Below are 14029 nucleotides of genomic sequence, written 5' to 3'. Positions count from 1 at the left end.
TAGAGAAGGACGCTTATGAAATGGGTATTATGCTATCCATACATGATGATGCAGGTGAGTTAGAAATTGGCGAATCGATTAAGGAGACTCGTTATCTGCAGTTGAAGGGGAAAATGGTCACCCGAGATGCAGATGGGCAGCTTCAAATTTATACGACGAATCATGAACGTTGTGTCGAAGCAGGTTCAAGCTATGAGCAATATCGCAAACAGGTGAAAAACGGTTTAAGTCACGCCATGCTTGCATTGATGACAGAGTGGAGCGGTTTGGAGCAGCCGTGGGGTATATTGACGGGTGTTCGCCCAACAAAGCTGAGACATGATGCTCGTCGCCGTGGTCTTTCTAGTGAGGAAGCACGGCAGATGCTTAAGGAAGACTATTTAATTACAGATGAAAAAATTGCACTGATGGAACGAATTGTTGACCGTCAGTTAACAGCGTTGCCTGATCTGGATCAATTGCAAAAGGAATTGAGCATTTACATCGGCATTCCTTTTTGCCCAACAAAATGTGCTTATTGTACGTTCCCTGCTTATGACATTAATGGACGTCAAGGCTCTGTTGATTCTTTTCTTGGCGGCTTGCATTACGAGATTCGAGAGGTCGGCCGTTTCCTGAAAGAGCGAGGCGTCCGGATTACAACGATTTATTTTGGCGGGGGCACACCAACCAGCATTACTGCTGAAGAGATGGATATGCTCTACGAAGAAGTGTATGAGTCGTTCCCTAATGTGGGGCAAGTTCGTGAAATTACGGTGGAGGCAGGCCGTCCAGATACGATTACGCCAGAGAAGCTGTCTGTACTTGATAAATGGGGCATTGATCGGATTAGCATCAATCCACAGTCCTACACACAGGAGACGCTCGATATTATAGGCCGTCATCACAGTGTCGAAGAGACAATTGATAAATATCAGCTTGCTAGGGAAATGGGCATGAATAACATCAATATGGATCTCATTATCGGTTTGCCTGGTGAAGGGCTGCCTGAATTCCAACATACGTTAAGTGAAACGCAGAAGCTTATGCCAGAATCACTTACCGTGCATACATTGTCGTTCAAGCGCGCGTCTGAGATGACAAAGCATCGCGGTGAGGAGAAATTCAAAGTAGCAGGACGGGAAGAGATCGGTGCAATGATGCAGGCGGCGAGCGACTGGACAGATGATCACGGCTACGAGCCTTATTACTTGTATCGACAAAAAAATATTTTGGGGAATCTCGAAAACGTCGGTTATGCTTTACCTGGAATGGAGAGTTTGTATAACATTTTGATTATCGAAGAAATTCAATCGATAGTAGGCTTAGGCTGCGGAGCAACAACAAAGTGGGTACATCCTGTTACTGGGGAGATTACACGTTATGCGAACCCGAAAGAGCCGAAAGTGTACAATGATAACTATATAGAAGTTACTCAGAAGAAGATCGACATGATGAAAGATATGTTCTAAAAGCGCTTTCTAAATTGTAATATGTTTGTAATCATTGTTTCATGTTCCTTTAATGTAGCGGGCCTATACTAAACACATGACCCCCTTTTAAGAATATATCTTATTGATAACCTGCACATTGGTGCAGGTTTTTTTCTTGTTCCTTTATTTCCACGCTCAGAAGCTTGACTTTCATCGTATCGGTTATTACAATGTTCTTTATATATCGAAGTGTAGTGCATCTGTGTAATACACTTATAGTTGAGATTCAATGACGGGAACAAGTAATTCGGCACCCTCGTTATCAGAGAGAGACCCCTTGGCTGGAAGGGTCTTGGCGCAGGACGAATGAATGACACCCCCGAGAACCGACGGCGAAACGCATTTCTGTTATGAGTATGTTGCTCGTAGTAGGTGATGTCAGCGGTAGCCGTTAGGCGTGGAGCGGACGTTATACGCGAATGAAGCGGAATTAGCTGACAGGATCATGGTTCAGAACATGATCAAGCTTTCCGGAATGTGGGTGGCACCACGGGTGAATGGACACAACCAATCTCTCGTCCCTATGCGTTGTTTTGATGCAGCGCGGGACGGGAGTTTTTTTATGCATATAGGAGGGTGAGAAGTATGGCATTCCAGAAGCCGACAGGTACACAGGACTTACTTCCTGGTACGGTAGAGATTTGGCAAAGTGTCGAAGAAACGGTTCGTGACTTGTGCCGTCGCTTCAATTACAAAGAGATTCGTACACCGATTTTTGAGCAAACAGAATTGTTTAAACGCGGAGTTGGTGATACGACAGACATCGTAGAAAAAGAGATGTACACATTTGTAGACAAGGGCAATCGCAGCATGACGCTCCGTCCAGAAAATACAGCAGGTGTCGTTCGTGCTTATGTAGAGAACAAATTGTATGGTGAGCCAGACCTAACGAAGCTTTACTACATTGCACCAATGTTCCGTTATGAGCGTCCGCAAGCAGGACGTTATCGTCAATTTCATCAGTTCGGTGTAGAGGCGTTCGGTGCTGTAGATTCTAGCTTGGATGCTGAAATTATTGCACTTGGCTACCAGTTTATGAAAGAAGTCGGCTTGAGCGGTGTAAAAGTAGAAATCAACTCGGTCGGTAATGCAGCAAGCCGTGCTGCTTATCGTCAAAAATTACTTGATTTCTTGATGCCAATGAAAGAAACATTGTGTAAAGACTGCCAGTCCCGTATGGAGCGTAATCCGCTGCGGGTACTTGACTGCAAAGTTGACCAAGACAAGTTCAAAGGTGCTCCATCTATTCTTGACAGTTTGGATGAAGAATGTGCGACACACTTCACGAAAGTGAAGGGGCACTTGGATGCAATGGGCATTGATTATGAAGTGAATCATCGTATGGTGCGTGGACTCGACTACTACACGCACACAGCGTTCGAATATAAGGCGCAAGGTATCGGTGCAATCGATACGGTTGGTGGCGGTGGGCGCTACAACGGTCTAGTTGCAGATATTGGCGGACCTGAACAGCCTGGTATCGGCTTCGGTATTGGAATGGAGCGTATCGTCTTATTGCTGGAGAAGCAAGAAGTAGCGATTAAGCAAGCTCCTCCACTAGATGTGTATTTGGTTGCTTTAGGTGAAAAGGCAGAGCAGGAGACGACGAAGCTGCTTCATACTTTGCGTGTCAATGGCTTGTCTGGTGAAAAAGACTATCAAGGCCGTAAGATGAAGGCGATGATGAAGTCTGCTGACCGAATGAAGGCGCGTTATGCTGCTATTTTGGGCGATGACGAGCTTGAGCGCGGTGAAATTGCATTAAAAGATTTGCAAACTGGCGAGCAGCAGTTCGTGAAGATTGAACAGCTAGTCGACGTACTGAAATCAACGAAGTAATGAAGGGCATGAAAGTACATGAAGTACTGAAGTATGCGCTATAACAAGTGATATCAACAGCTTTACATTATATAATTTGAGGTGGCTATTATGTTAGGTAAAACGCATCAATGCGGTACATTAACAACTGCAAACATTGGTGAAACAGTTACATTGAACGGTTGGGTACAACGCCGTCGTGACTTGGGTGGAGTATTGTTCGTAGATTTGCGTGACCGCAGCGGTCTTGTACAAATCGTATTTAACCCAGATTTCTCTAAAGAAGCGCTTGAGATCGGTGATAAAGTGCGTAACGAGTACGTTCTTGCTGTTCGCGGTGAAGTCGTTCAACGTGATGCAGAAACGGTAAACTCGAACTTGCCTACAGGTCAAGTAGAAGTACGTGTTACAGAGATTGAAGTATTGAACGCAGCGAAAAATCCTCCATTCTTTATTGAAGATGGGATTGAGATCGATGAGTCTTTGCGCTTGAAGTATCGTTATTTGGATCTTCGCCGTCCGGAGATGCAGAAGACGCTTAAGATGCGTTCTAAAGCAGCTAAGATTTTCCGTGATTTCCTTGACGAGCAAGAGTTCATCGAAGTTGAGACACCAATCTTAACGAAGAGTACGCCAGAAGGTGCGCGTGACTACTTGGTACCAAGCCGTGTGCATCCAGGTGAATTCTATGCTTTGCCGCAATCGCCGCAAATTTTTAAACAGCTATTGATGGTATCTGGACTTGAGCGTTACTACCAAATTGCACGTTGCTTCCGCGACGAAGACTTGCGTGCTGACCGTCAGCCAGAGTTCACGCAAGTGGATATCGAGACTTCGTTCTTGACGCAAGATCAGCTTCTTGAAATGATGGAGAACCTTATGGTTCGCTTGTTCAAAGAAACAGTTGGTGCGGACATCCCAACACCATTCCAGCGTATTACGTATAAGGATGCTATGGATAAGTACGGCTCTGACAAGCCAGACCTTCGTTTTGGCCTAGAGTTGGTTGATGTAGCGGATATCGTTGCTGAGTCCGGTGTTAAAGTATTTGCTTCCGTCATTGAAAAGGGTGGCGCAGTGAAATGTTTGAACGCGAAAGGCTGCGGCACATGGAGCCGTAAAGAGATCGACGATCTTGGACCATACGCAGCACGCTACGGAGCGAAAGGTTTGGCTTGGATTCAAGTGAAAGACGGAGAATTCAAAGGACCAATCGTGAAATTCTTCAACGAGCAGGAAATCGAAGCGCTTCGCGAGCGTCTTGGAGCAGAAGAAGGCGACTTGTTGCTCTTCTCTGCAGATACGAAGAAAGTAGTAGCTGACGTGCTTGGCAACTTGCGTCTGCATATCGGTCGTCGTCTTGGTCTTATCGACGACAGCAAATACAAGTTTGCTTGGGTTGTGGACTTCCCATTGCTTGGCTACGATGAAGAAGCGAAACGCTATGTAGCAGAGCATCATCCATTCACACGTCCAATCGAAGAAGACGTTCCATTCTTCGATACAGACCCAGGTCAAATTCGTGCACAAGCTTATGACCTTGTATTGAACGGGTACGAAGTTGGTGGCGGTTCGATGCGTATTTACAAGCGTGAAGTGCAAGAGAAGATGTTCCAAGCACTTGGATTCTCTCCTGAAGAGGCACAAGAGCAATTCGGCTTCTTGCTGAACGCGTTCGAATATGGTACACCTCCACATGGCGGTGTTGCATTCGGCTTCGACCGTCTTGTTATGCTATTGGCTGGCGCTACGAACTTGCGTGAGACGATTGCATTCCCTAAAACGGCAAGTGCAACTGACTTGATGGTTAATGCACCGAGCGAAGTTGACTTTGCGCAATTGCACCAGTTGAGCATCAAGACTACAGTGAAGAAGAAAGAAAAGGCAGCCGAAGAGCAAGCTGCAGCTGCTTCTGAAACGGAGTAGTTTTAAAAAATTGCTATTGTAATGAATTGCATCGGTGTGAGCTAGTGATAATCTAAGCTAGTACGATTAACAAAGCTTCGCACCATGTATACAGATATAACTCAATCTCCCTCTATGCGGCCTTATGGTTTGGCTGTTTGAGGGAGATTGTTATGTGTTTAAAGCGAATGAAAACATGTGAATGATGAGTAGATAGAGGAGGTATTTCTTATGCTGAATGCTTTTTCACGTACGGAATTGGCTATCGGTCCTGAAGGTATCGAAAAGATGAAGAACAGCACGGTAGCTGTTCTAGGTATTGGCGGCGTAGGTTCCATTGCTGCGGAAGCGCTAGCGCGTACAGGGGTTGGCCGCATTATTATGATCGATAAAGATGTTGTAGATATTACGAACCTGAATCGCCAAATTCATGCTTTAACGACGACTGTAGGTCAGAAAAAAGCTGAGCTCATGCGCGACCGCATTAAACTGATTAATCCAGACTGTGACGCAATTGCATTGAACATGTTCTATACGGAAGAGACGTATGAGGAGCTGTTTAAATACGAGTTGGATTATGTTGTTGATGCATCTGATACGATTGTATACAAAATTCACTTGATCAAAGAATGCTTGCAACGTAAAATCCCACTTATTTCAAGCATGGGTGCTGCGAATAAGATGGATCCATCACGCTTCCAAGTTACGGATATCTCCAAGACGACGGTTGATCCAATTGCACGTGTTATTCGTCAGAAACTTCGCAAAGAAGGAATCAAAAAAGGGGTGAAGGTCGTCTTCTCAACGGAAGAGCCAATGAAACCTCGTGTAGATGTTACGGAGAAAATTGTTCCTGAAAACGCACCTGACCGTCGTAAAGTAAAACAGCCACCGGCAAGCAATGCGTTTGTACCTCCTGTAGCAGGATTAATTATGGTAAGTGAAGTTATTAAGGATTTGCTAAAAACAGTAGAGTATCCTTCATAGATGTAAGCATTTATAAAAGTTCGAAGATTCCCTTTCTGGTACTCGGTGTTGTCCATTTTGGTCAATGCTTAACAGAAAGGGATTTTTATTTAATAATTACAAAAATAAGAACATGCATTCTTATTGAGTAGAGTACATGATATATCTATGATAAAATACAAGTTAAGAATTTGAAACGGAGAAGAGGGACAACGTGGATTTATTCAGCATGCATGAAGAACAACAACCGACTATGCGCCTATTAGCGGATAGGATGCGGCCGCGGACGCTGGATGAATACGTAGGACAGGAACATATTATCGGCCCTAATCGCTTGCTGCGACGCGCGATTGAAGCGGATCGAGTTTCGTCCATCCTATTGTATGGACCGCCGGGATGCGGTAAGACGACACTTGCCAACATTATAGCAGAGAGGACGCAAGGTGAATTTGTGCGTTTGAATGCGGTAGATGCTTCGGTTAAAGATGTTCGAGCAGTTATTGAGAAGGCAGAGAGCAACAAAACGTTATACGGTACAAAGACGACTTTATTTTTAGATGAAGTGCATCGCTTTAATCGTTCTCAACAAGATGCATTGCTTCCCGCCGTGGAGAAGGGAACGATTATTTTTATTGGGGCGACAACAGAGAATCCATTTCATCATGTGAATGGAGCTTTAATCAGCCGATCTACGCTGTTCCAGCTTCGACCGCTGCAAGCGGAGCACTGTATTATTGCCATGAAGCACGCGATGCAGGATCGTGAACGCGGTCTAGGCTTTATGCCCTTGGAAGTCGATGCGGATGCGCTTCAGCATATTGCCTCTATGGCGAATGGTGACATTCGTCGCGCATTGAATGCTCTGGATCTGGCAGCAATGACGACGACACCGCAGTCAGATGGGACTGTTCACGTTGATTTGCAAGTGGCAGAGGAGTCTGTCCGCCAACCGATCGTGCAAGCAGATGAATCTACGCAGTATGATGTATTGTCGGCTTTTCATAAAAGCATACGTGGTTCAAGTGATGCAGCATTGTTCTGGTTCATGTACGCAGTAGATAAGCTTGGTATGGACCCGATGACGTTTCTAAGAAGACTAACTGTGGCTTGCAGTGAGGATATTGGCTTGGCCAATCCGCAAGCAATGGTTCAGGCAGTAAGTGCGTTGGAGGCTTATCATCGTATTGGTTGGCCGGAATCGAAGTATATTATTGCCCAGGCAATATTATTTGCTGTCGAAAGTCCGAAGTCGAACTCGATACCTGTCGCCCTGCAGCGAATTAGCATGGCAATGGACGAAGTAAAGTCAGCCGATGTGCCCCTTCATTTGCGAGATACTCATTACAAAGGTGCAGACAAATTAGGGCACAAAGGTTATATGTATCCGCATGATTACCCTGGGCATTACGTAGAACAGCAATATTTGCCTGACTCGATTCGAAATCGTATCTTTTTCAGTGCTACTGAGCAAGGTACAGAAGCGAAGATGAAAATAAACCAGCAGCTGCGCAGAAATAAGTAATTTAATAAGTAATAATAAATCTAGATGAATCGCAGGTCACAAGTTGATAATTGGATTACTTATACCTTGATATGTAATTTATTCAATGAGGCTGTAAATATAAATTAATCTGCAGTAGCATCTAACCAAGGAGCGTTGTTCGGATGATAAAGGCAATGGGGATAGCAGCGGCAGTTGGAGGCATGATTGGTGCATTGCTGCGGTATGGCATAAGTTTGCTCCATCCATTTGATAGCACGATCAGTTTTCCATATGCCACATTATTTATTAACGTCATCGGGGCAGCGTTTCTTGGTTGGTTCACTGCTAATGTAGGATGCAAGCAGAAACTGTCTCCATATTGGAGAACATTTATTGGTCCTGGATTAACAGGGGCGTTCACGACATACTCCACATTCGCGCTCGAAACGGTCCAACTCATTCAAATGAATCGGTTGCTTACAGCTGTAATCTATCAGGTGCTGACGATTGTGCTTGGAATTGGAGCCGCAGCAGCAGGATATCGTTATGGAATGCAGAATAGATCAGGGGAGGTACAAGAATGAGTTTGCTATGGGTAGCCTTTGGCGGGGCAGCAGGCGCATGGCTGCGGTATACGGTCGGTGCTTGGCTTGGACAGCGCTTCTCCCAGGCAATATCTTGGCCTACATGGATTATTAACGTGACAGGTTCATTTTTGTTAGGATTCATTATGGGCTGCGCATCGATATTACCTGGATTTCTGGTTCAACTATTGGCGATAGGATTCTGTGGAGCATTCACAACCTTTTCTACTTTCGGAGTAGAAGCGCTTACACTATGGCTTAATCGAAATTACTTTAATTTCTTGATGTATATCCTTATTACAGCAATAGCAACAACTGTTGTTGCTGCAATAGGGCTTGCTGCTGGGAAAGCAATATTGTAGTGTACTGTACTTGAATAAATCACGGATAGGGATTGTTTCTTACTTGCCGAATGGGTTTATTTTATTTACTTAAAAGGGCAGATAAAACTTTTTCTGTTGTAATTGAATAAATGAACAGATGATTGTTTAACTTATATTTATAAATGTATAAATTTTCGTTGTCCAAGTATGCGGATATGTTCAGACAACATCGGACACCCTATAAATAAACCTGCTGTATCTATAAGTCGTTGTCGTAGTTTGCAGTTGGGGATCAATTGAGGCACAATACATATATGATCAGAATAGGAGTCGTGAACGATGGAACTATTGCAGGAGAAGGCCTGGGGGCCTGAAGTGTTGGAACGTGTGTCACAAACGTTTAAAGCGTTGGGTGACCCAACTAGAATTCGTATTCTTACGCTGCTCGCAAACGAAGAGTGTGCGGTCAATCAAATTGCGGATGCTTTACAATTATCTCAATCAGCGGTGTCTCACCAACTTAAAACGCTGCGTGCTTACCGCTTCGTGAGATATCGGAGAGAAGGACAAAATATGCTTTATTCCTGTGATGATGAACATATTATCGGGCTATTGCAGGAAGCAATTCGTTACGCTTCAGAAGAGTAACAGTCTTAGGTACGAGTCATCACAATTTATTGGGATAGGACGCGGCGTAAAGTGAATATATATGTGTTAATTCACTTGCAGGAGGTGTTGCGAGCCTACTTTTTGAATGGTAAAGCTTGTGTAATTCGATTTGACGCTTGTGCCAGATGATTTATAATGTTAGGTGCGATGCAGTGTTCATTTCAATTTAGAGGAGGTGCACCTGTCCACGTCATGGGAGGTGGATAGGAAAGTCTATTGAGTAGTGACCCGTTACCCATAATATGGGGTTTGTTGTTAGTCATGTTGCTGGTATTGTTGAACGGCTTCTTCGTTGCTGCGGAATTTGCGATGGTTAAAGTACGGGGAAGTCGGATCGATGCGCTCGCGCAGGGAGGAAATGCAAGGGCGAAACTTGCCCGGCATTTGACTGACAACCTGAATGCGTATTTATCGGCTTGTCAGTTAGGCATTACGATTGCTTCGCTTGGTCTAGGTTGGATTGGGGAGCATACAGTAGCAAGATTGCTGTATGAGCCGCTAAGTTCAATCGGAGCAACTCCATTTGTCATACACGCGATTGCGACGGCGATTGCCTTTATGCTTATTACGATTGTTCATATCGTATTGGGTGAGGTGGCGCCGAAGTCCCTCGCTGTTCGTAATGCGGAGAAGGTGACTTTATGGGCTGCAATGCCGCTAACGGTATTCTATAAGTTGATGTACCCCTTCATCTGGATGTTAAATGGAATCTCGAGCCGTCTGCTTCGTCTTGTTGGGGTAGAGCTTGCATCCGAGCATAATTCCGCTCATACGGAGGAGGAAATACGCATTTTAGTCAAAGAGAGTCATAAGAGTGGGCTTATTGACAATACAGAGCTTGCTTTAATGGACAATATCTTTGAATTCTCCGAGACGCACGCACGGGAAATTATGATTCCGAGAACGGATATGGTCTGTTTGTATACAGGTGATTCGTTCGAGCAGAATAAAGACACAGCCTTCCAAGAAATGCATACCCGGTATCCAGTATGCGATCCTGATAAGGATAACATTATAGGTTTTGTTCATTTAAAGGACTTGGTCAAAGTTTCGGATGATGTTGATGATATCCATCAAGTGATTCGCCCCATATTAAGTGTTCCTGAGTCGATGTCAATTAGTGCGCTTATGAAGATGATGCAGAAGAACCGCATGCAAATTGCTGTCTTAATTGATGAGTATGGCGGTACCGCGGGACTAGTTACGCTTGAAGACATTATGGAGGAGATTGTAGGCGAAATTCAAGATGAGTTCGACGAAGAATTACCTCAAATTGTGAAGCGTGATGAGCATGTATTTTCGGTTGACGGCATGATGTTGATTGATGCTGTGAAAGCTTACTTCAATGTCGACATTGCCTCAGATGATTTTGATACAATCGGAGGCTGGGCTTATGCTCAAGTAGATGCCCCGAAAAAAGGTCAGGTTATTATGTCAGATGGGGGATGGGAGTTTGTTATTGAGGAAACGTACCATCTCCGTATTACGAGGCTTCTCATAAGGAGGGTGATAGCACCCGAACAATCTTTGGAGTCCGTTTCAACAGCATGATGATAGATTTGTTTGAAATGAAGATAGATGAATAGTGAACTTATAATAATTATTAGCACTATTAGCATTGGTTTATACGATAGGAAAGCGGCATTCTCCTCTGCGTTATGCAGAAAAGAATGCCGCTTTTTTATTTTGTTTCTAGCTATGCTATTAAATAAGGCATCAACGATACAGCTACCGTTAATATGCTTTTATGCTTGTGCTTGAGAAGCTTCCAACTTGTGAATGCGGTCAATCGTACCGCCGCCTAAACAAGTCTCGCCATCATAGAAGACAACAGCTTGTCCAGGTGTAATAGCGCGCTGGTGTACAGCAAACTCAATATGGACACTGCCGTTTGCTTGCTTGGTCAAGGTAACCTCTTGATCAGGCTGACGGTAGCGGAATTTAGCTGTGCAGCGTACAGGGTGTTCAGGTATGTCGCCTGCAATCCAATTGACGCCAGTTGCAACTAATCCAGTGGAATACAAGCTATGGTGGTTGTCCCCTTGAATGACATAAAGAATATTTTTCTCAAGATCCTTATCTGCTACGAACCAAGGCTCTCCATTCCCAGAACCGCCAATTCCTAGTCCTTGTCGCTGTCCGAGTGTGTAGTACATAAGGCCATCATGGCGACCTTTCACTTCACCGCTGCGAATATCGACCATATTGCCTGGCTGTGCCGGCAAGAACTGGCTTAAGAACTGCTTGAAGTTACGTTCGCCGATGAAGCATACGCCAGTACTATCTTTTTTCTTTGCCGTAGCAAGGCCGTGTTCTTCAGCAATGCGACGAACTTCTGGCTTAGGCAGATGTCCGATAGGGAACATAGCACGGGCCAATTGCGATTGGTTCAGCGCATTTAAGAAATACGTTTGATCTTTGTTATTGTCTACTCCGCGCAGCAATTTGTATTGGCCATCTTCCTGTACAACGCGAGCATAGTGACCTGTCGCAACATAATCTGCGCCAAGATCAAGCGCTTTTTGTAGGAACTCTCCGAATTTGATTTCACGGTTGCACATTACATCTGGGTTAGGCGTGCGACCGCGGCGGTACTCATCTAAGAAATAGGAGAATACTTTATCGTAATATTCTTTCTCAAAGTTAACCGTATAGTATGGAATGCCAATATGGTCACAGACGCGACGAACGTCCTCTGCATCATCTTCTGCTGTACAATTTCCGAACTCGTCTGTGTCGTCCCAGTTTTTCATAAATATACCGATGACATCATAACCTTGCTGCTTCAGGAGCAAGGCGGTCACCGATGAATCAACGCCGCCGGACATCCCGACGACGACACGTGTAGAAGCATTAGCTGCATCCATCGAACAATCACCGTCTTTGCTTTCAATTTGTAAGTAAAAAATATATACACGTATTGTAACACATTGTCCTTTTATCGCGAAATGGTGCTGATTAGCGGCATTTCTAAAAAAATAGTCGTTTCATACACATTTTCTGTATATGTAAAATTTTTTCATAATAGCTTGTATATATTTGACCACAGCACACCCAGTTGTGTTACCATATACATGGTGACGTTATAGGAATACAATGATTTAAACGTCATGAAATGGTCAATGAATAAGTATATGAATAGTTACAAATCCAGTGATGGGGTGCTACGATGAAAATTTCTACCAAAGGCCGCTATGGCTTAACAATTATGATGGAATTGGCTAAAAGCTATGGCGAAGGGCCAACATCCTTGAAAAGTATAGCTGACAAAAATCAACTATCTGAACATTATTTAGAGCAATTAATTGCTCCACTGCGCAACGCAGGATTGGTCAAAAGTATTCGTGGTGCGTATGGAGGATACATACTTGCACGAGAGCCTGAAACATTGAGTGCAGGCGAGATCATTCGTGTGTTGGAAGGTCCAATTTCACCAGTGGACTTTACGGAAGAAGACGATCCAGCAAAACGTGATTTATGGATGCGAATTCGAGACAGTATTGCACAAGTGATGGATACGACGATGCTGGCTGACTTGATTAACTTCAAAGGTGAAGGTAATCAAGACAACTATATGTTCTATATTTAAGGGACATTTGGAGTGAACGAACAAATGGAGCGAATCTATTTAGATCATGCAGCTACGACACCGCTGCATCCTGATGCAAGTGATGTGATGATGCGCTTGGCGCATATTTATGGAAACCCTTCCAGTGTACATGCATCAGGAAGAGAAGCAAGAGCAATTATTAATCAAGCTCGGGATCGGTTTGCGGCTATGCTTGGCTGCTCGGCTCAAGAGCTTATTTTTACGAGTGGCGGCAGCGAGAGCAACAATACAGCTATATTTGGCGCTGCATGGGCGGCATGGTTCAAAGCCAAACGTGACGGTAGTTCAATTATGCCGCATATTATTACGACGACGATTGAGCATCATGCTGTGCTGCATCCGATCGAACAGCTGGAGCGTCTAGGCTTCTCGGTTACTAGAGTAGAGCCCGATCATGAAGGCCAAATCAGCAGAGATGCGGTTGCTGCCGCGATTGAACCGCATACTTGCTTAATAAGCGTTATGCTCGGAAATAATGAAGTTGGCACGCTTCAGCCTATCGGAGCCATTGGTCAACTTGCACGTGAGCGTGGCATTGTCATGCATACAGATGCGGTGCAGGCGCTGGGGACTATGGAGCTTAACTTGCATGAGCTGCCAATAGACTTCGCTAGCTTTTCTGCACATAAGGTAAATGGTCCAAAAGGGATTGGGTTGTTGTACGCTCGTCAAGGCGTCCAGTGGGAGCCGTTAATTCATGGAGGAAGCCAGGAACGTAAACGTCGTGCAGGAACTGAAAATGTAGCTGCCATTGCAGGGTTTGTTGAAGCTGTTCAGCGTTCATACAGTCAATTGTCGGACAAGCGTGAAGAACTTATTGCGATCCGGGATATGTTTTGGGAGGAGCTTAAACAGTACTTCCAAGATCGAGTCGTGTTAAATGGTCATCCTACAGAACGTTTGCCTCATGTTCTAAATGTAAGTTTGTTGGATATCCCTACTGAGACGATGTTAATGAATTTGGACATGGCAGGCGTAATGGCTGCCAGCGGCTCAGCTTGTACATCTGGCTCCTTGGAAGTATCACATGTGCTGCAAGCAATGAAACTTGAGCCTGAGCGAATGAAGACGGCTGTGCGGTTTAGCTTTGGATTGGGCAATACTAAAGAGCAAGCGCACGAAGCCGTTGAGCGAATAAAGGGAATTGCGGAACGTCTGCGCAGCAGAACGAACCGATAAGCTGTTCCTCAAGCGGATGT

Annotated in this window: 12 protein-coding genes; 11 read left to right on the top strand and 1 reads right to left on the bottom strand. The window is 44.6% G+C overall.

Features of this window, described 5'->3' with window-relative positions:
• Positions 1 to 20 precede the first annotated feature (20 nt).
• The 9 genes from FPZ44_RS16310 to FPZ44_RS16270 all read left to right on the top strand — a co-directional run bounded on the left by FPZ44_RS16310 (position 21) and on the right by FPZ44_RS16270 (position 10771).
• A complete protein-coding gene (locus FPZ44_RS16310; RefSeq protein ID WP_418789182.1) occupies positions 21 to 1451 on the top strand; it encodes a coproporphyrinogen III oxidase in 1431 nt (476 codons plus the stop codon).
• Positions 1452 to 2057: 606 nt separating this feature from the next.
• Positions 2058 to 3311: a histidine--tRNA ligase gene (gene hisS, locus FPZ44_RS16305; RefSeq protein ID WP_144991579.1), complete on the top strand. Its 1254-nt coding sequence runs from the start codon at positions 2058 to 2060 to the stop codon at positions 3309 to 3311.
• A gap of 90 nt (positions 3312 to 3401) precedes the next feature.
• On the top strand, positions 3402 to 5216 hold the full coding sequence (gene aspS / locus FPZ44_RS16300; protein ID WP_144991578.1) for an aspartate--tRNA ligase: 1815 nt from the start codon (positions 3402 to 3404) through the stop codon (positions 5214 to 5216).
• A gap of 210 nt (positions 5217 to 5426) precedes the next feature.
• Positions 5427 to 6182 carry a tRNA threonylcarbamoyladenosine dehydratase gene (locus FPZ44_RS16295; RefSeq protein ID WP_144991577.1) on the top strand — a complete coding sequence of 252 codons (756 nt, stop codon included), beginning with the start codon at positions 5427 to 5429 and terminating at the stop codon, positions 6180 to 6182.
• Between the two features lie 193 nt (positions 6183 to 6375).
• Entirely contained in the window at positions 6376 to 7683 is a 1308-nt protein-coding gene (locus tag FPZ44_RS16290; RefSeq protein WP_472795714.1) for a replication-associated recombination protein A, read from the top strand.
• A gap of 143 nt (positions 7684 to 7826) precedes the next feature.
• The gene (gene crcB / locus FPZ44_RS16285) at positions 7827 to 8228 is read left to right on the top strand and encodes a fluoride efflux transporter CrcB (RefSeq protein WP_144991576.1); all 402 of its coding nucleotides are present in this window, start codon (positions 7827 to 7829) and stop codon (positions 8226 to 8228) included.
• A complete protein-coding gene (locus FPZ44_RS16280; protein ID WP_144991575.1) occupies positions 8225 to 8590 on the top strand; it encodes a fluoride efflux transporter FluC in 366 nt (121 codons plus the stop codon). Before crcB ends, FPZ44_RS16280 begins: the two co-directional genes overlap by 4 nt.
• Positions 8591 to 8890: 300 nt before the next feature.
• Complete coding sequence (locus FPZ44_RS16275) at positions 8891 to 9199, top strand: ArsR/SmtB family transcription factor (RefSeq protein WP_028596051.1); 309 nt, start codon at positions 8891 to 8893, stop codon at positions 9197 to 9199.
• A 282-nt stretch (positions 9200 to 9481) separates the two neighbouring features.
• Positions 9482 to 10771 carry a hemolysin family protein gene (locus tag FPZ44_RS16270; protein ID WP_144991574.1) on the top strand — a complete coding sequence of 430 codons (1290 nt, stop codon included), beginning with the start codon at positions 9482 to 9484 and terminating at the stop codon, positions 10769 to 10771.
• A 194-nt stretch (positions 10772 to 10965) separates the two neighbouring features.
• Here the strand turns inward: FPZ44_RS16270 and mnmA are convergent, their stop codons facing one another.
• The gene (gene mnmA / locus FPZ44_RS16265; protein WP_144991573.1) at positions 10966 to 12087 is read right to left on the bottom strand and encodes a tRNA 2-thiouridine(34) synthase MnmA; all 1122 of its coding nucleotides are present in this window, start codon (positions 12085 to 12087) and stop codon (positions 10966 to 10968) included.
• A 302-nt stretch (positions 12088 to 12389) separates the two neighbouring features.
• Here mnmA and cymR point away from each other — a divergent pair, with 302 nt between their 5' ends.
• Both cymR and FPZ44_RS16255 read left to right on the top strand, forming a co-directional pair.
• A complete protein-coding gene (gene cymR, locus FPZ44_RS16260; protein ID WP_144991572.1) occupies positions 12390 to 12809 on the top strand; it encodes a cysteine metabolism transcriptional regulator CymR in 420 nt (139 codons plus the stop codon).
• A gap of 12 nt (positions 12810 to 12821) precedes the next feature.
• A complete protein-coding gene (locus FPZ44_RS16255; protein WP_335926129.1) occupies positions 12822 to 14009 on the top strand; it encodes a cysteine desulfurase family protein in 1188 nt (395 codons plus the stop codon).
• Positions 14010 to 14029: the final 20 nt, after the last annotated feature.

Origin of the sequence: Paenibacillus agilis (assembly GCF_007786455.1) — a bacterium.
GTDB lineage: Bacteria > Bacillota > Bacilli > Paenibacillales > Paenibacillaceae > Paenibacillus_B > Paenibacillus_B agilis.
The sequence above is the reverse complement of the archived record's forward strand: the minus strand, read 5'-3'. Positions and strand labels throughout refer to the sequence as shown.